Raw genomic sequence first — 16,822 nt, 5'->3', positions numbered from 1 at the left:
GGAACCGCTCACCTCGCCCGTCGGCGATGTAACGTCGACCTACGCGGGCCGCCAGCATCCGATCAGCGCCGAAACCACCCGCCGCCACACGTCACCGGGTCCCCCCGACACGCCACGCCGGGGGCCTCCGTGGCGGAGCGGCTGCTGGCGGCCCGCGTAGGTCGTCGTTACATCGGCGACGGGCGAGGTGAGCGGTTCCGGGCGCGTGTGCGCTACGTGTGATCAGGGTTGAAACGTCGTCCGTCGCGGATGTAACCGCAACCTACGCGTGGTTGGCGGCAGGTGTGGCGTGTCGGGGGGATCCGGTGACGTGTGGCGGCGGGTGGTTTCGGCGCTGATCGGCTGCTGGCGGCCCGCGTAGGTCGGCGTTACATCGCCGACGGACAACCTGGAACGCCTGGACACGCGTAGCTCACGAGTGAACACGACCTTGAATGCCGCCCGCTGCCGATGTAACCGCGACCCACGCGTGATCTGCCGGCATAATGCGGGCATGTCGTTATTCGATGTCAAGGCGGAGCTCGACGGCTGGTTCGCCGATGTCGTGGGCGAGCCGACGGCGGTGCAGCGTTCGGCCTGGCCGGTTTTGCGCGCAAAGCGGCATGCGCTGCTGATTGCCTCGACGGGGCAGGGCAAGAGCCTGGCGGCGTGGCGGCCCCTGGTCGAGCGCCTGGTCGAAACGCCGGCGCGCGGGCGCGGGGTGCGGGCGGTGCATATCGCGCCGCTCAAGGCGCTGGCTCGCGACATGACCCTCAACCTCGCGCCGCTTCTGGAGGCGGCCGGCCAGATTCACGGTCGTGCACCAACAATCGCCCTGCGCTGCGGCGATACGCCGCGAATCGAGCGCAGCCGCCAGCGGCGCAATCCACCCGAGATTCTATCGACCACGCCGGAATCGCTGTTCGTTTTGCTCGGCAGTCGCGGCGGCCGCGCGCTCTTGCGCAGGGTCGAGGCCGTGGTGGTCGACGAGCTGCACGCCATCGCCGACAGCAAGCGCGGCGCGCACCTGGCGCTGTCGCTGGCGCGCCTGGATCGTCTGGCCGGCCGCGCGGTGCAGCGCGTCGGCCTGTCGGCCACGGCCCGGCCGGCCGAAGCTCTGGCGGCTTTTCTGACCGGTTCGGACGACTGCCAGATCGTCGCGCCGGGCCAGCCCGGGCCGGTGAAGCTCGAAGTCGAACTGCCCGGCATGGCGCTGGGCCCGTACCCGAACTCCGTCCACTGGGAGCAGATCCACGCCCGCATCGCGGAGCTGGCCCTGGGCAATCGCTCGCTGCTGGTGTTCTGCCAGACCCGCGCCCAGGTCGAGCGCACGGCTGCCACGCTCGACGAGCTGCTGGAGGCGGCCGGCCAGCCCGGGCAGGTGGGTGCGCACCACGGCAGCCTGGATACGGCACACCGCGAGGCCATCGAGGCGCGTTTCAAGGCCGGCGAACTGCGCGTGATGGTGTCCAGCGCCTCGCTGGAGCTGGGGCTCGATCTGGGCCACGTCGAGAGCGTCTGCCAGATCGGCGTGCCCGGTTCGGTCAATCTGGTGCGCCAGCGCGCGGGTCGCAGCGGCCACCGGCCGGGGCGCCAGCCGTGCATGCACCTGTTCCCTCTGACGCTCAATCAGCTGCTGGAAACCCGGGCCTTGCGAGAGGTGATCGCCGGGGCCGGCGTCGATGCCGTGCTGCCCCTGCAGGCGCCGCTCGACGTGCTGGCCCAGCAGCTCGTGGCACTGGTAGTCAACGGCGTCGGTGAGGTGGACGAGCTGCTCGAGATCGTGCGCTGCGCCCGACCGTATCGGGAAATCTCGCGTGAAACGCTGCAATCGCTGCTGGCAACGCTTGCCGAGCACCCGGAAATGATGCCCGCCGAGCAGCTTGATCCGCTGCTGATCGCCGACGGGCGCGGCGGCTACAAGCCGCACCCGCAGGCCGACCGCCTGGTGCTGACCAACGCCGGCACGATTCCCGAGTGGTTCGAGTACGACGTGGTGCGCGTCGACACCGGCGATGTCGTCGGGCGCCTGGACGAGGAGGTGGCCTTCGAGTCGTCGCCGGGGCAGGTGCTGCAGCTCGGCAATCGTCCGTGGCGGATTCTGCGCGTGCTCACCGGCCTGGTGCGCGTGGAGCCGGCCGAGGACGAGGCCGGCGAGCTGCCGTTCTGGTTCGGCGAAGGGCCGGGGCGCACCGCGGAAATGGCCGCGGCGATGCTCCGGGTTGTCTCGGGCGCATCGCACGACGGGCTCGATCCCCAGGCCGCGCGCATGCTGGCCGAGTCGCGCCAGCGGCTGGGCGCGCTGCCGGGGCCGAAGCGGCTGGTGATCGAGCAGTTCGCCGACCCCGGCGGCGATCGCCATATCGTGCTGCACACCTTTGCCGGGGCGCGCATCAACCGCGCCTGGGGGCTGGCGCTGCGCAAGCGCTTCTGCCGCCAGTTCAACTTCGAGCTGCAGGCGGCGGCCACCGATGACGGCGTGCTGATCTCGCTGGGCGTGACCAGCCGTTTCGAGCTCTCGGCGGTGGCGCGCTTCGTGAGCTCGAACAACGTCGCCGACGTGCTCACCCAGGCCATGCTCGACACCCCGCTGTTCGTGACCCGCTTTCGCTGGTGCGCCAACAACGCGCTGGTGCTGCTCAAGACCGGCCTCGGCGGACGGCTGCCCTCGCAGCGCCAGCGCAGCCAGGCCGAGAACCTGATCGCCTGTGTGTTTCCCGACCAGCTCGCCTGTCTGGAAAACCTCAGCGGTGCGCGCGAGGTGCCCGATCATCCGCTGGTGGCCCAGGCGCTGTCGGACTGCCTGGACGACTACATGGATCTGGCCGGCTTGCAGCGCCTGTTGGGGCAGCTGGAGTCGGGCAAGGTCGAGGTCCACGCCGTGGAAACCCGGCAGCCTTCACCGCTGGCCGAGGCGCTGATTCACGCCCCGCGCTACAGCTATCTGGACGAGGACGACGCCGAGGAGCGCAGAACGCGCAACTTCGAGCGTCCGGCATCGCCGCCGGCGGCGGGCGTGCGGCCACGCGGCGTTGCGCGGACTGCGCGCACGGGCCGATCCCGACCTGCGCAGCCGCCGGCACGTGGGGCAAGGACGCCGGCGCCGCCGGTGTCCAGCGGCAACTTCAGACCGCTACAGCCTTCCACGACAGCGCTGGAGCGTTTGCTGGAACAGATCGGTTTCATGACCCAGCGCGAGGGCGAGTCGGGCCTGGGGCTGGTCTTGCCCGTGCCGCTGGGGGGCTGGACACCGTGGTTTTCGAAGCTGGTGCGCGAAGGCCGGGCGTTGAGCCTTGTCGAACCCGGCGGTGGACAGCGCCTGTGGGTGGCCACGGCCCGACTCGACTGGTTGCTGTCGCTGGACGCGCGCTGGCAGCCCAGCCCACCGCCCGGCGGGATACCGCGAGACGCCCTGCCGGACGACTGCGGCGCGGTCCGGCAGTGGTTGATCGAGGGCCGGCGGCTTATCGAGGGCGAGCGCGCGCGGAAGACGGTGGAGGGCGTCTTCGGCCCGGCCGGCGTAAAGCGGGAAGCCTGATCAGCCGGCGCGACGGCGGCCGTTGTTGGCGGCAGCTGGTGCGTCACGACTTGCCGGCGAGCCTGTTCAGGCTGACTTCAGGCAGTGCGCGGTATAAAGACTGCACGCGGCGCGGAATGCCGCAAGGAGGAAACGACATGAAAACGCTGACGACGCTGGTTTTCGCCCTTCTGCTGACGGTTGGCTGCAGTGCCACCGGTCAGGTGCAGGCCAACGATGACCATTTCACTCAGGCTGAACTCGACTCGATGCTGGCGCCGGTGGCGCTGTATCCCGACAGCGTGCTCTCGCACTTGTTGATCGCAGCGACCTATCCGCTCGAAGTGATCCAGGCGGCGCGCTTTTCGCGTGAGCATCCGGACTTGCGCGGCGAAGATGCCGTGGCCGCGGTCGAGCATCGCAACTGGGATGCCAGCGTCAAGGCGCTGGTGGCGTTTCCCGAGCTGCTCGAGCGCATGGACGATGATCTGCAGTGGACCCAGGACCTTGGTGATGCCTTCCTGGTACAGGAGGAAGAGGTGATCGCCTCGATCCAGTATCTGCGCTCGGAAGCCTATTCCGGTGGCCACCTGCAGAGCAATGATCATGTCAAGGTAGTGCGCGAAAAGGAATATATCTATATCGAGCCGGCGCGCACGCGCACGGTGTACGTGCCCTACTATGATCCGCGCGTTGTTTATTCCAGCTGGCGCTGGTCGAGCTATCCGCCGCACTATTGGCATCGTCCCAGCGGCTTCAGCGTCAGCACGAGCTTTTACTGGGGCCGTCCTTACCATATTCGGCCGAGCTTCTACTTCAGCTCGTTCCACTGGGCAACGCGCCGGGTCGTGGTAGTCAATCACCATCATTACTATCGCGATCATCGCTTCCACTCCGGTCGCCAGGTAGCGCGTTTCAATCACGCCCGCCACTGGAAGCACGATCCGCGACACCGCCGCGGCGTTAGCTACCGCGGCCGCGTGAAGAAAGCGCGTTTTGTCGACAACCATCGGCCGGCATCGGCGCGCACCAGCTCGCGAACCAATCGGGCGGTAACCCGCTCCGATCATCGCGAGTGGGCGGCACAGCGTCGGTCCAGCACGGATTTCGATCGCACGGCGCGCACACGCAGCACCGCCACCTCGCGCTCGAAGGCGGCATCGCAGCGCAGCGCCAGGGTATCTGAGCGCAATCGTTCGGGCGCATCACGTGCGGCCACACGCCGTGCCGGTGAGGGGCGCTCGGCAAGCGCCAGGTCAAATGGCACCGCGGAAAGATCGCAGCGCAATCGCACCGTTACCGGGCGTGCGCCCGCCCGCAGCCAGTCGCGCAGCCGCGCGTCCGACAGCAGCCGTTCGACGTCCAGCCGAGCCGGACGCGTCAATGAGTCGCTGCGCAGTGGTTCGTCAACACGCGTGACGCCGCGTTCGTCCTCTTCGCGCGAGGCATCCAGCCAGCGCTCGGGCAGCCGCCCGTCAAGGTCGAGCAGCGGAGCATCGAAGCGCCGAAGCTCGGAGCGCTCAGCTCCCAGGCGATCTTCCCGCTCGAGCGGTGAGCGCAGCTCACCGCCGGTGCGGCAGGGAGCCGGGCGCTCGCGCTCGGCGACGCAGCATTCAGCCCCCTCGCGTTCGAGCCGCAGCAGCCGCTCATCGACGACATCGCGGCCGGCGAGTATCTCCCGCGGCGCGGTCGCGCCCGCCCGGCATTCGGCGCCGAGTCGAAGCCGCTCCAGCGGTCGCGCAGCCTCCGCCCCGCGCGCTGCACCGCGGCCGCGTTCTTCGGCTCCGAGCCGGTCGTCGCGCTCCGCTCCTGCACGCAGCAGCCGCAGCGCCGGCAGCCGGTCATCGCGCGGGGCGACCTCGAGTCGACCATCAAGCCGCTCGTCCGGCAACCGCTCGTCCAGCCGAGTTCGTGGCAGTGGCGGCGGCCGGGAGAAGCGGCGCTGATGCAGCGGCCGGGGACGTAAAAATTCCTTTCAAGATCGCGCAGTGAGGCAGCGAAGAGCGCAAAGGAAACCCGACCCGGGTTGCCCGCGCGACTTCGCTGCCTTGCCATGTGCGGCTTTTTCTACGATTTCAGCCGGTAGCCGGTGCGCACGATCCAGGAGATGATTGCCAGGGCCAGGCCGATGAAGCCGCCCAGGGCGGCAAGGCTGACCCAGACGCTGACATCGCCTGTGCCGAAGAAGAAGTAGCGAAAGCCGGAGACGATGTAGACCAGCGGATTGAACAGGCTGACCGTTTGCCAGGTGGCGGGCAACATGTCGATGGAATAGAACACCCCGCCGAGAAACGTCAGCGGCATGACAACCAGCATGGGGATGAACTGCAGCGCCTCGAAACTCGCGGCCACGATGCCGATGATGAACCCGGCAAGGCTGAAGGCGAAGGCGACCAGTATCAGGTAAACCAGCATCCAGGCGGGATGACTGATGTCGAGGTCGATGAACAGCCGCGCTGTGAGCAGAATGATCAGCCCCAGCAGGACCGACTTGGTTGCTGCCGCGCCGACGTAGGCCAGCACCAGCTCGGCGGTGGATACGGGAGCGGAGAGGATTTCATAGATGGTGCCCGAAAACCGCGGCATGTAGATCGCGAAAGAGGCGTTGTTCAGGCTCTGGGTGAACACCGTGAGCAGGATCAGCCCCGGCACGATGAAGGCGCCGTAATCGACGGTATTGATATCGCCGATGCGCGCGCCGATGGCCGAGCCGAACACGATGAAGTAGAGCACGGTGGTGAGAATGGGCGTGACCAGGCTTTGCCACAAGGTGCGTCTGAAGCGAGCCATTTCGTAGCGATAGATGGTCCAGGTGCCGCGCAGGTTGAGCATGGGCGCGTTCATGAGGCTTCATCCTGCACCAGGTCGACGAAGATCTCTTCGAGCGTGCTCTGGCGGGTGTCGAGGCGGGTGAACTCGATGTTTTCATCCTGCAGGCGCTTGAACAGGGCCGGCACGCAATCGGGCTCGTTTCCGGCGCTGAAAGTGTAGTCCAGCCGCCGGCCGCCATCGGTCAGGGTCAATGACCAGTCAGCGAGCGCGTCGGGCAGCGCGTTCATGGCCTCTGCCAGGCGCAGGCTCAGGTGCTTGCGGCCGAGCTTGTTCATCAGCGCGGCGGTTTCATCGACAACGATGATCTCGCCGCGGCGAATCACGCCGAGACGGTCGGCCATGCGCTCGGCTTCCTCGATGTAGTGGGTGGTGAGCACGATGGTCACGCCGGTATCCCGCAGACGATCGATCAGCCGCCACATGTCGCGCCTGAGCGCCACGTCGACGCCGGCGGTGGGTTCATCGAGGAACAGCAGCTTCGGTTCGTGCGCCAGCGCCTTGGCGATGAGCACGCGTCGTTTCATGCCGCCGGAAAGCGCCATGATGGGCTGGTCGCGCTTGTCCCACAGCGACAGGTCGCGCAGCACGTTCTCGATATGCCCCGGATCGGGCGCCAGGCCAAACAGGCCGCGGCTGAGGCTGACCGTATCGAACACGGTCTCGAACATGTCGGTGTGAAGCTCCTGCGGCACCAGGCCGATGCGGCGACGAGTGATGCGGAAGTCGCGCACCGTGTCATGACCGTCGACCGTCACGCTGCCCGAACTGGGCGTGACGATGCCGCAGATGATGTTGATCAGCGTGGTCTTGCCGGCGCCGTTGGGGCCGAGCAGGGCGAAGATTTCGCCCCGCTCGATGGTCAGATCAATCGACTTGAGCGCGTGCAGGCCGCCAGCATAGCGCTTGTCGAGAGCCTCGACTTTCAGCAGAGCGGCCAAGGTGCCGGTTACTCAGCGCAGCGGTAGCCGTCGGGCTGCGACAGCCGGATGACGTCGACGGTGCCGGTGCCGTAACCGCTCAGGTCGTACTCGAACGTGCCGCTGTCGCAGCCGTCGAAGCTCAGCGTCAGGGTGCCGTAGCTGGAGAAGTCCGATTCGGGTGGATTCTGAAAGCCGGAGTCTCCGTCGTTGCCCGGATGGCTCTGGAGATCCAGGCTGATCTCATGATCGCCCCACTCGAAGTCAGTCTGGCCGAGCAGCCACAACTGGCCGTCTTCGGCAAAGTTGTACCAGTACACGAGGGCCATCGGCTTGTCGTCAGCCCCACCGGTAATCTCGATGTTGAAGCCGACGCCCGAGCTGCCGGGATCAAACCACGAGCCGCTATGGTCGGGCATCAGGGGAAACCCGTCGGTGCGCACGGCGCGCTGGATGACCGGGGTGTCGCGGGGGAAATCGCGCATGGTGCCACGCGGGGAGGTGATCGAGCTGGTCGGCTGTTCGGCCATCGTGTCGACCAGAGCCATTCCGGAGATCACTTCGCCGAAGACCGCGTAGCCGGCATCGGTGCTGCCGCCGGGGTCGAGCGTGTCGTTGTTCTTGACGTTGATGAAAAACTGCGCATTGGCCGAGTCGGGGGCAGGGGTGCGGGCCATGGCCACGGTGCCGTGGCGATTGCTCAGGCCGTTGTCGGCTTCGTTGATGATGTTGTCGTAGGTTGGTTCCTGGTAGTTCAGGTTCGGATCGAAGCCGCCGGCCTGGACGACAAAGTCGGAAATCACGCGGTGGAAGATCAGGCCGTCATAAAACCCGTCGTCGACGTAGCGCAGGAAGTTTTCGACCGTCACCGGCGCGTCGTCGGGGTAGAGCTCGAGGATGATGGGGCCGCGGTCGGTATCGAGCCATACATGCGGATTCTGCGCCTGGACCTGGAAGGCCAGCGCAATCAGAAGAAGCAGGGTGGCGATCTTTTTCATGGTGTCCATCAGTCAGTTGGGGAGCCCCGAATTCTACGCGAGGACTCCGGGCGCGTGGCAACGACGAACCAAAGTACAGGTGACGGGCCCGGTGGAGTTGGGTACCCTTTGAGGCCGGATTTTCAAGACAACGCAGACAGCATCATGACCGAACCCTTGTGGCGGCCCTCGGCCGAGCGCCTTTCGAGAGCCAACCTGTCCCGCTTCATCCAGCTCGTCAACCAGGAGCTTGACCCCCACGTGCACGACTGGGACGCGCTGTATCGCTGGTCGGTAGACAATCCGCAGGCCTTCTGGCAGGCGCTGTGGGAGTTTGGCGGCGTGGTGGCCGAGACCCGCGGCGAAACGTCGGTGGAAAACTGGCCGGCAATGCCGGGCACGCGCTGGTTCCCGCAGGCCCGGCTCAATTTTGCCGAGAACCTGCTGAAATACTGCAACGATCGTGGTGATCGTCATACGGCGCTGGTGTTTGCCAACGAAGACGGCGTTCACCGGCGCATCAGCTACGCCGAGCTCTACGCCGAAGTTGCGCGCGTTGCTGCCGCGTTGCGCGCAATGGGCGTGGAAGAAGGCGACCGCGTCGCGGCCTATCTGCCCAACCTGCCCGAAACCGTCATCGCGATGCTGGCGGCCACCTCCATCGGCGCGGTGTTTTCGTCGTGCTCGCCCGATTTTGGCGTGCAGGGCGTGATGGATCGTTTTGGTCAGATCGAACCCAAGGTGCTGTTCGCCGCCGCTGCCTACCAGTACAACGGCAAGGTTCATGATTGTCTCGGCCGGATTGCCGAGCTGGCCGAGAAGATGCCGTCGATCGAACGCATCGTCGTGACCGGCTACATGGACGACGATCCGGATCTTTCCGGTATTGATCATGCCGTGATCTGGGACGATTTTGTTGACAACGACGCGCGGGACATCGACTTTGCGCAGCTTCCGTTCGACCATCCGGTCTACATTCTTTATTCTTCCGGCACCACCGGTGTGCCCAAGTGCATCGTCCATGGCGCCGGCGGCACGCTCTTGCAGCACCTCAAGGAACTGCAGCTGCACACCGATCTGAAGCGCGACGACGCGCTGTTCTACTTCACCACCTGCGGCTGGATGATGTGGAACTGGCTGGTCTCCGGGCTGGCCGTGGGTTCGACCGTGGTGCTCTACGACGGCTCGCCCTTCCATCCCGACGGTCATGTGCTGTGGAATCTCGTCGATGAAGTGGGCGTGACGGTGCTGGGCACCAGCGCGAAGTGGATTTCGGCCTGCGAAAAGGCCGGTATCAAGCCGCGTGAGTCTCACCGGCTGGAGCATCTTCGGGCCATTCTGTCGACCGGCTCGCCGCTGCTGCCCGAGTCGTTCGACTACGTCTACCGTGATGTCGCCGAAGACCTGCAGCTCAGCTCGATTTCTGGCGGAACGGACATCGTCTCCTGCTTTGCGCTGGGCAATCCGTTGCTGCCGGTCTACAGGGGAGAGCTGCAGTGCCGCGGGCTGGGAATGAAGGTCGAGATCCGCGCCGACGACGGTCGTGTGGTCGAAAACGAAACCGGCGAGCTGACCTGCTCGCTGCCCTTTCCCTGCATGCCGGTGAAGTTCTGGAATGATGCTGATGGCAAGCGATATCGCGAGGCCTACTTCGAGAAGTTCGAGGGCATTTGGTCGCACGGTGACTACGCCCGGCTGACACCCACCGGCGGGGTGGTGATCTACGGGCGCTCGGACGCCACCCTCAACCCCGGCGGGGTACGCATCGGCACAGCCGAGATCTATCGCCAGGTCGAAAAACTGGACGAGATCATCGAGTCGATCTGTGTTGGCCAGCAATGGGAGGGCGACGTGCGCGTGGTGTTGTTCGTGCGCCTGAGAGACGGCATCGAACTCGATGACGAGCTCAGGGACCGCATCCGCAAGACCGTGCGCGCCAACGCTACCCCGCGCCACGTGCCGGCGAAGATCGTGGCCGTGTCCGACATTCCGCGTACGGTCTCGGGCAAGATCGTCGAACTGGCCGTGCGCGACGTCATCCACGATCGTGAAGTCAAGAACACTTCGGCGCTGGCCAACCCCGAAGCGCTGGAACAGTACCGCGACCTCGACGAGCTGCAAAGCTGAAGCGTTGCTCGTCGGCGGTGTAACGCCGACCTACGTGGGGGTTCGTCGGAGAGGTCGTCCGTCGGCGGTGTAACGCCGACCTACGTGGGCGGTTTGTCGGAGGGTCGGGTAGGTCGCGGTTACATCCGCGACGGGCGACGTTCGGGGTCTTGTTCACACGTGAGCGATGCGTGTTCCGATCGGCCAGGTTGTCCGTCGGCGGTGTAACGCCGACCTACGTGGGTGGTTTGTCGGAGGGTCGGGTAGGTCGCGGTTACATCCGCGACGGACGACGTTCGGGGTTTGCGTTTACATGTGAGCGATGCGTGTCCCGATCGGAGAGGTTGTCCGTTGGCGATGTAACGCCGACCTACGGTGTTTCTGGTTGAATTCCTACGGCGGGGCGGGCGGGGCGGCGGATGCCTCGCAGCACGGGGCGGTGCATCATGCCTGCATGCCTCGCTACAGACGCTATTTCGGAGACAACTGCTGGGTTTTTCTGACGCTGGTGTCGGCACAGCGGCGGCCGTGGCTGCGCGCGGCTGCAGAAAAGCGCATGGTGGTAGAGGGGTTTCGGGAAACGAAGGCGCGACACGGGTTTCGGCATCTGGCGCACGTGATTCTCGATGACCACCTCCACTGGATGCTGGTGGTGGACGACGGAGCGACCATTCCGCAGATCGTTTCCTGCTTCAAGCGATGCGTGGCTTTTTCACGACGCGACCGGCGGTTGCCGTGGCGGCAGTTGTGGCAGCGTCGCTATTACGATCATATGCTGCGTGATGATCGCGACTTGTGGCTGCATCTGGATTATCTCCATTACAACCCCGTCAAGCATGGTTATGTGGCCATGGCCTGTCAGTATCGCTGGTCCAGTTTTCATGCCTGGGTCAAGCGGGGGCAGTACAGCCATTCCTGGGGGACGAGCGAGCCGAAGCACATTTCCGGCATGGATCTCGAGTAGGTCGCGGTTACATCCGCGACGGACGACGTTCGGGGTTTGCGTTCACATGCAAGCGATGTGTGTCCCAGCCATCCACGTCGTCTGTCGGCGATGTAACGCCGACCTACGCGGGTGGTTGTCCAGTTGGCATGATGAATTGCCGGAAGATGGCCTTGAGCTCGGGCAGGGCGCTTTCGAGGCGGTGGTCGCTGTCGAGGAGGTGGAGGGCGGTGTTGTTCGCTTCAGCAAAGCGCAGGCTGTGCTGCCACGGAATGATGTCGTCGTGCCAGCCGTGAATCACGGCGAGCCGGTTCGATCGGGGCGCGTAGCTTTCTGGCACTACGCCATTGGGTACGCGGTCTTCCAGAAACAGGGCCGGGGCCATCAGGAACAGGCCGGCGACGGGAACGGTTTCGGCGGCGTGCATGGCAACCCAGCCGCCCATGGAGGAGCCGACCAGTACGGGTTCGACGGCCTGCCCACGCACGACCTCGATCAGCCGATCCGCGCGCGCGACGGGGTCGTCGCGCTGGTCGCGATAGTCGATGGCCAGGGTGTCGAAGCCGGCGCGGCGGGCAATGGGTTCGAGTTCGACGATTTTCAGACTCTGCGGGCTGGAGAGGTGGCCGTGGCTGAAGATGACGGTTGTCGTGGTTTGGCTCATACGTTCATTCACTCCTGTGTCCGGTCCGGATTGTTGCATCGTTTTGGCGGGGTGCCAATATCGTAGGTCGGCGTTACATCGCCGACGGGCCACCTTGATGGTTGGGGTGAATGTGGTACACGCATGAACAGGGCCTCGAGCTTTGTCCGTCGCGGGCGTGACCGCGACCTGCGTCGGACGGAATCCCCCTTTTCGCCGCCCGGGCCGTGGTCGGTTGGCGGCATGCTCAAGAAACGCGGACAGGCATATCTCGTTGTTTCGGTCCGATGTAGAATCTGTGGATGATCGAGGGAGTCCTGATTGCCGTTCTGCTCGTCCTGCTGGTGTGGGCTGTCTTCATCTTCAATCAGCTGGTGCGCTCGCGCAACCTGGTGCGGAATGGTTTTGCCGATATCGACGTGCAGCTTCAGCGTCGCCAGGATCTGGTGCCGCAGCTGGTCGAGGCGGTGCGTGCCTACAGCGGGCACGAGCAGCGCGTGTTCGAGGAGATCACGGCGCTGCGTTCGCGGGCGCGCGAGGCCGCCGGCGAGGGCAGGGCTCTGACCATGGCCGAAACCGAAGGGGCGCTGGCCTCCGGTCTGGGCCGCCTGCTCGTGCTGGCCGAGAGCTATCCGGACCTCAAGGCCACCCAGAGCTTTCAGCAGCTGACCGACGAGCTTGTCGAGACCGAAGACCTGCTCTCGCACGCGCGGCGCTTCTACAACGGCGCGGTGCGCGATCTCAATACCCGAGTCCAGCAGTTTCCCGACCTGTTGATCGCGCGGCTGACGGGCTTTGATCAGGCAAGCTACTTCAGCGCCGATATCGAGGCGCGCTCGGTTCCCGAAGTGGCCCGCCTGCTTTCGGTAAACGAGCAGGCGTCCCGGTGACATCCGGCCTGCCGCGGTTTCTGCTTCTGCTTGCGCTTGCGCCGCTGGCAGTGGCCGCCGAGGAGCGCATCGCCGAATTCGCCAGCGAGATCGAGGTTCAGCCTTCCGGCGAGCTGCTGGTCACCGAAACGATAACCGTCTTGGCCGAGGGGCGCGAGATCCGGCGCGGTATCTACCGGGATTTCCCCACCCGCTACCCGCAGCGCGACGGCAGGCGCGTGAGCGTGCCGTTCGAGATAACAGACGTGCGCCGCAACAGCGAGCGCGAGGATTGGCATATCGAGTCGATCAGCAACGGCGTGCGGGTCTATTTCGGCAGCGCCGACCGGACGCTCGACCACGGCCGGCACACCTACGAGCTGAGCTATCGAACCGCGCGCCAGGTCGGCTTTTTCGAGGATTTCGACGAGCTCTACTGGAACGTGACCGGAAACGCCTGGGCCTTTCCGATCGAGCGGGCCAGCGCCGTGGTGAACTTGCCGGCCGGCGCCGGGCCGGAGGAGCTGCGCCTGGATGCCTACACCGGACTTCAGGGCGAGCAGGGCAGCGACGTGCGCAGCGCGGTAGTCAGCGGCAGACGGGCCCGTTTCGAAACGACGCGCCGGCTCTCTCCCGGCGAGGGGCTGACCATTGCGGTCGGTTTTCCCAAGGGCCTGGTCAACGAGCCCACGGCGGCAGAGAAGCTGCGGCTGGATGCCCGGGACAATCGCGTGGCGATCATCGGGGCGGCCGGCACGCTCGTGATGGCGCTGTGGTACCTGTTTGCCTGGGCGCGGGTCGGCCGCGATCCCGACGGCGGCGCGATCTATGCGCGTTACAACCCACCACAGGGTTATTCGCCGGCCATGCTGCGCTATGTCTGGAAGATGGGCTATGACAAGACTGCCACCGCCGCCGCCCTGGTCAGCCTGGCGGTCAAGGGCGCGCTCAGGCTCGACAAGGGCGCGGACGGCTACGTTGCCGAGCGGCTCGATGGCGAGACCGAATCGGCAACCGAGGGCAAACTGCTCGAGCGCCTGGGCGAGCGCCTGACGTTCAAGAGGTCCAACCACAAGTCAGTCAGGGCGGCCCTGAAGGCGCACGAAAAGGCGCTTTCCGGGCGGATGGAGGGGCGCTATTTCAAGCTCAACCGCTGGTGGGTGATTCCCGGCATCCTGGTCTCCATCGCGACCCTGCTGGGCATGATCATGAGCCTGCCAGGAGAGGACAAGTTCGTTGCCGGCTCTTTGGCCGTGCACCAGACGGTCTGGAATCTGGGCACGGCCGTGCTGCTGATGCGCGTGTATCGTTCCTGGCGCGATCTCGAGGGCGTCACCGGCCTGCTCGGAGCGATCGGACTGACCGCCTTCAGCCTGCCCTTTGCGGCGGCGAGCGTCATCATCCTGGGCCTGTTCGGTCACATGATCGGCTGGATTCCCGCGCTGATCGTGGTGGTCATTGCCCTTGTCAATGGCCTGTTCTGGAGCTGGATGCGCGCGCCGACGCTGAAAGGGCGCCTGCTGCTCGATCATATCGAGGGCCTGCGCCTGTACCTGACCGTCGCCGAGCGCGATGACATCGAGCGCCGCCACGGCGACGCGCCGCCGCAGACCTTCGAGGAGTTCGAGCGCCTGCTGCCCTATGCCGTCGCGCTCGACGCCGCCGACACCTGGGCCAAGCGCTTTGCCGCCGAAATCGAAGCAGCGGCGCAGGTCGGCACCGCGCAGACCCGGCACTGGTATCCGGCCACCGTCAGCAGCGGCCGCTTCAGCGCAGCCGGCCTGGGCAGCGCGCTGGGTTCGAGCCTGGCCAGCGCCACCGCATCGGCCTCGACCGCGCCGGGATCGAGCTCCGGCGGCGGTGGCGGCGGCTTCTCCGGCGGTGGCGGAGGTGGCGGTGGCGGCGGCGGCTGGTAATCCGAAACCTCTGAAACGCAAAGAGCATGTACGCCTTTGCGTTTTAAGGGTTTTTCAAGCAGAGTATCGACAACTTTCTGATCTGTAACGGTAGACAACATGACATCCAACCCGACCCGCAACCTGGCCGTGTTCTGCGACTTCGAGAACATCGCCCTGGGCGTGCGCGACATGCGTTACGAGGCCTTCGACATCCAGAAGGTGCTCGAACGGCTGCTGCTCAAGGGCAATATCGTGGTCAAGAAGGCCTACTGCGACTGGGGCCGCTACAGCGAGTTCAAGCCGGCCATGCACGAGGCGGCGTTCGAGTTGATCGATATTCCTCACGTGCGCATCTCGGGCAAGAATTCGGCCGATATCCGCATGGTCGTCGACGCACTCGACCTGGCCTACACCAAGGGCCACGTCGATACGTTCGCGCTGCTCAGCGGCGACTCGGACTTTTCGCCGCTGGTCTCGAAGCTCAGGGAAAACAACAAGACGGTGATCGGTGTGGGCGTGAAGAGCTCCACGTCCGATCTGCTGATGTCCAACTGCGATGAATTCATCTTCTACGATGACCTCATCCGCACGAAACCTCGGCCCGCGAGCAAGAAGAAGGTGACGAAGAAAAAGAAGAAGACAGCGGCTCGAAAGATCGACAAGAAACAGCAGGAAGCGTTCGACCTGGTGCTGGAAACAGCCGAGGCGGTGTCCGCCGACCGCGATGCCGAGGAGAAAGTGTGGGGTTCCATGGTCAAACAGGCGCTCAAGCGCCGGCAGCCGGGCTTCAGCGAGTCGTATCATGGCTTCAAGAGCTTCAACAGCTTACTCGAGGAGGCGCAGAAGGCCGGGCTGGTCGAACTCGAACCTGATGAGAAATCCGGCGGCTACATCATCCGGTCAATCAAGTCCGAAGAGTGACGCGTCGTCCGTCGGCGATGTAACGCCGACCTACATCGGGCGGTTGATCGCATCGACGGTTGACCGGCGGCTGTGCGCCGCTCGCGCAGGTCGCGGTTACATCCGCGACGGACGACTCAATCGTCGCCCGCCGATCCTTCGCCGATGTGGTGCACCGTGCGCTGGGGGAACGGAATCGAGCATCCGGCCGCCTCGAGCTCGGCCTTGATCTGCTCGAGCAGTTCGCTGCGCACGACCCAGTAATCGGCCGCGTTCACCCAGGGGCGCACCGCGAAGTTGACGCTGGAGTCGGCCAGGTCCATCAGCAGGATGGCCGGCTCGGGGTCTTTCAGCACCTTTTCGTGGCCGGTAATGACCCTTTCGATCGCGGCGCGCGCCACCTTCAGGTCGTCGGCGTAGTCCACGCCGATGGTCAGGTCGCAGCGACGGGTGTCAAACGCCGAGTAGTTGGTGATCGGGCTGGTGGTAATCTGGCTGTTGGGCACGATCACGCTGCGGTTGTCGGTGGTCACCAGGCGGGTGTTGAAAAGGCCAACGCGATCGACCGTGCCCGACACGCCGCCGGCCTCGACGAAGTGCCCCTTGGTGAAGGGGCGGTAGCCGACCAGCATGACGCCTGCGGCGAAGTTCGAGAGGCTGTTCTGCAGCGCCAGCCCGATGGCCAGCGCGGCGCCGCCGAGAATGGCGATCAGCGGCGTGATGGCGATGCCCAGGTAGCTGATGGATGCCAGGATCACGCACATCAGGAGCAGGACGTAGAGGATGGTGCCGAGGAAGGCGACCAGCATGGCGTCGAGCTGGCGCCGCGTCATGGTGCGCCGCACCAGGGCGACGACCGCTTTGGCGACCCAGCGGCCGATGATGAAGATCAGGACCGCGCCGACAACCTGCCAGGCGACCGCGATGATCTGGCCGGTTTCGAGGTTGGCGAACCACTGCTGCAGGCTTTCCATGTGGGGCTCCCTTCGCTATTGTTCGGGTTGTTGGCGAATGATGTGCCGACGGTGGGGCTACGTCAAGGTTGTCCGTCGGCGATGTAACGCCGACCTACATCACCCGGTCGATCCGGCGTTGTCCGTCGGCGATGTAACGCCGACCTACATCACCCGGTCGATCCGGCGTTGTCCGTCGGCGATGTAACGCCGACCTGCATCACCCGGTCAAGCCGGCGTCGTCCGTCGGCGATGTGACGCCGACGGACGCGGGTCGGTGGAATGCGC

General features: G+C 65.4%; 13 protein-coding genes and 1 pseudogene. 8 read left to right on the top strand and 6 right to left on the bottom strand.

Features of this window, described 5'->3' with window-relative positions; translation table 11 throughout:
* The 3 genes and pseudogenes from ACEWQ0_RS01975 to ACEWQ0_RS01965 all read left to right on the top strand — a co-directional run.
* Window positions 1-222, top strand: a 222-nt coding sequence (locus ACEWQ0_RS01975) for a hypothetical protein (RefSeq protein ID WP_476484332.1), incomplete at its 5' end; no start/stop codon positions are given.
* A gap of 271 nt (window positions 223-493) precedes the next feature.
* Complete coding sequence (locus ACEWQ0_RS01970) at window positions 494-3,517, top strand: DEAD/DEAH box helicase (RefSeq protein ID WP_476484331.1); 3,024 nt, start codon at window positions 494-496, stop codon at window positions 3,515-3,517.
* 116 nt (window positions 3,518-3,633) lie between these two features.
* Window positions 3,634-4,377 (top strand): annotated as a pseudogene (locus tag ACEWQ0_RS01965) (DUF3300 domain-containing protein); the annotation flags it as partial.
* 185 nt (window positions 4,378-4,562) lie between these two features.
* On the opposite strand, the gene ACEWQ0_RS01960 reads toward ACEWQ0_RS01965, so the two are convergent.
* The 4 genes from ACEWQ0_RS01960 to ACEWQ0_RS01945 form a co-directional block, all read right to left on the bottom strand.
* Window positions 4,563-5,387: a hypothetical protein gene (locus tag ACEWQ0_RS01960; protein WP_476484333.1), complete on the bottom strand. Its 825-nt coding sequence runs from the start codon at window positions 5,385-5,387 to the stop codon at window positions 4,563-4,565.
* A 176-nt stretch (window positions 5,388-5,563) separates the two neighbouring features.
* On the bottom strand, window positions 5,564-6,340 hold the full coding sequence (locus ACEWQ0_RS01955; RefSeq protein WP_476481655.1) for an ABC transporter permease: 777 nt from the start codon (window positions 6,338-6,340) through the stop codon (window positions 5,564-5,566).
* Entirely contained in the window at window positions 6,337-7,266 is a 930-nt protein-coding gene (locus ACEWQ0_RS01950) for an ABC transporter ATP-binding protein (protein WP_476484330.1), read from the bottom strand. The genes ACEWQ0_RS01955 and ACEWQ0_RS01950 overlap by 4 nt, the downstream gene beginning before the upstream one ends.
* An 8-nt stretch (window positions 7,267-7,274) precedes the next feature.
* Window positions 7,275-8,243 (bottom strand): peptidylprolyl isomerase, encoded by a 969-nt coding sequence (locus ACEWQ0_RS01945; protein ID WP_476484329.1) that lies wholly within the window; start codon window positions 8,241-8,243, stop codon window positions 7,275-7,277.
* Between the two features lie 144 nt (window positions 8,244-8,387).
* Here ACEWQ0_RS01945 and ACEWQ0_RS01940 point away from each other — a divergent pair, with 144 nt between their 5' ends.
* Window positions 8,388-10,349 (top strand): acetoacetate--CoA ligase, encoded by a 1,962-nt coding sequence (locus ACEWQ0_RS01940; RefSeq protein ID WP_476484328.1) that lies wholly within the window; start codon window positions 8,388-8,390, stop codon window positions 10,347-10,349.
* A 433-nt stretch (window positions 10,350-10,782) separates the two neighbouring features.
* Window positions 10,783-11,292 (top strand): REP-associated tyrosine transposase, encoded by a 510-nt coding sequence (locus ACEWQ0_RS01935; RefSeq protein WP_476484327.1) that lies wholly within the window; start codon window positions 10,783-10,785, stop codon window positions 11,290-11,292.
* A gap of 103 nt (window positions 11,293-11,395) precedes the next feature.
* Here the strand turns inward: ACEWQ0_RS01935 and ACEWQ0_RS01930 are convergent, their stop codons facing one another.
* Window positions 11,396-11,935: an alpha/beta hydrolase gene (locus ACEWQ0_RS01930; RefSeq protein ID WP_476481650.1), complete on the bottom strand. Its 540-nt coding sequence runs from the start codon at window positions 11,933-11,935 to the stop codon at window positions 11,396-11,398.
* 281 nt (window positions 11,936-12,216) lie between these two features.
* Between ACEWQ0_RS01930 and ACEWQ0_RS01925 the strand changes: the two genes are divergently transcribed.
* The 3 genes from ACEWQ0_RS01925 (at window position 12,217) to ACEWQ0_RS01915 (ending at window position 15,602) form a co-directional block, all read left to right on the top strand.
* The gene (locus ACEWQ0_RS01925) at window positions 12,217-12,804 is read left to right on the top strand and encodes a LemA family protein (RefSeq protein WP_476481649.1); all 588 of its coding nucleotides are present in this window, start codon (window positions 12,217-12,219) and stop codon (window positions 12,802-12,804) included.
* On the top strand, window positions 12,801-14,699 hold the full coding sequence (locus ACEWQ0_RS01920; protein WP_476484326.1) for a DUF2207 domain-containing protein: 1,899 nt from the start codon (window positions 12,801-12,803) through the stop codon (window positions 14,697-14,699). Before ACEWQ0_RS01925 ends, ACEWQ0_RS01920 begins: the two co-directional genes overlap by 4 nt.
* A gap of 99 nt (window positions 14,700-14,798) precedes the next feature.
* Window positions 14,799-15,602 carry an NYN domain-containing protein gene (locus ACEWQ0_RS01915; protein WP_476481647.1) on the top strand — a complete coding sequence of 268 codons (804 nt, stop codon included), beginning with the start codon at window positions 14,799-14,801 and terminating at the stop codon, window positions 15,600-15,602.
* A 116-nt stretch (window positions 15,603-15,718) separates the two neighbouring features.
* Here ACEWQ0_RS01915 and ACEWQ0_RS01910 read toward each other — a convergent pair whose 3' ends face one another.
* On the bottom strand, window positions 15,719-16,555 hold the full coding sequence (locus ACEWQ0_RS01910; RefSeq protein ID WP_476484325.1) for a mechanosensitive ion channel family protein: 837 nt from the start codon (window positions 16,553-16,555) through the stop codon (window positions 15,719-15,721).
* Window positions 16,556-16,822 lie beyond the last annotated feature (267 nt).

The organism is Wenzhouxiangella sp. YN9 (assembly GCF_056324165.1).
This window is presented reverse-complemented; position numbering and strand designations above follow the sequence as displayed.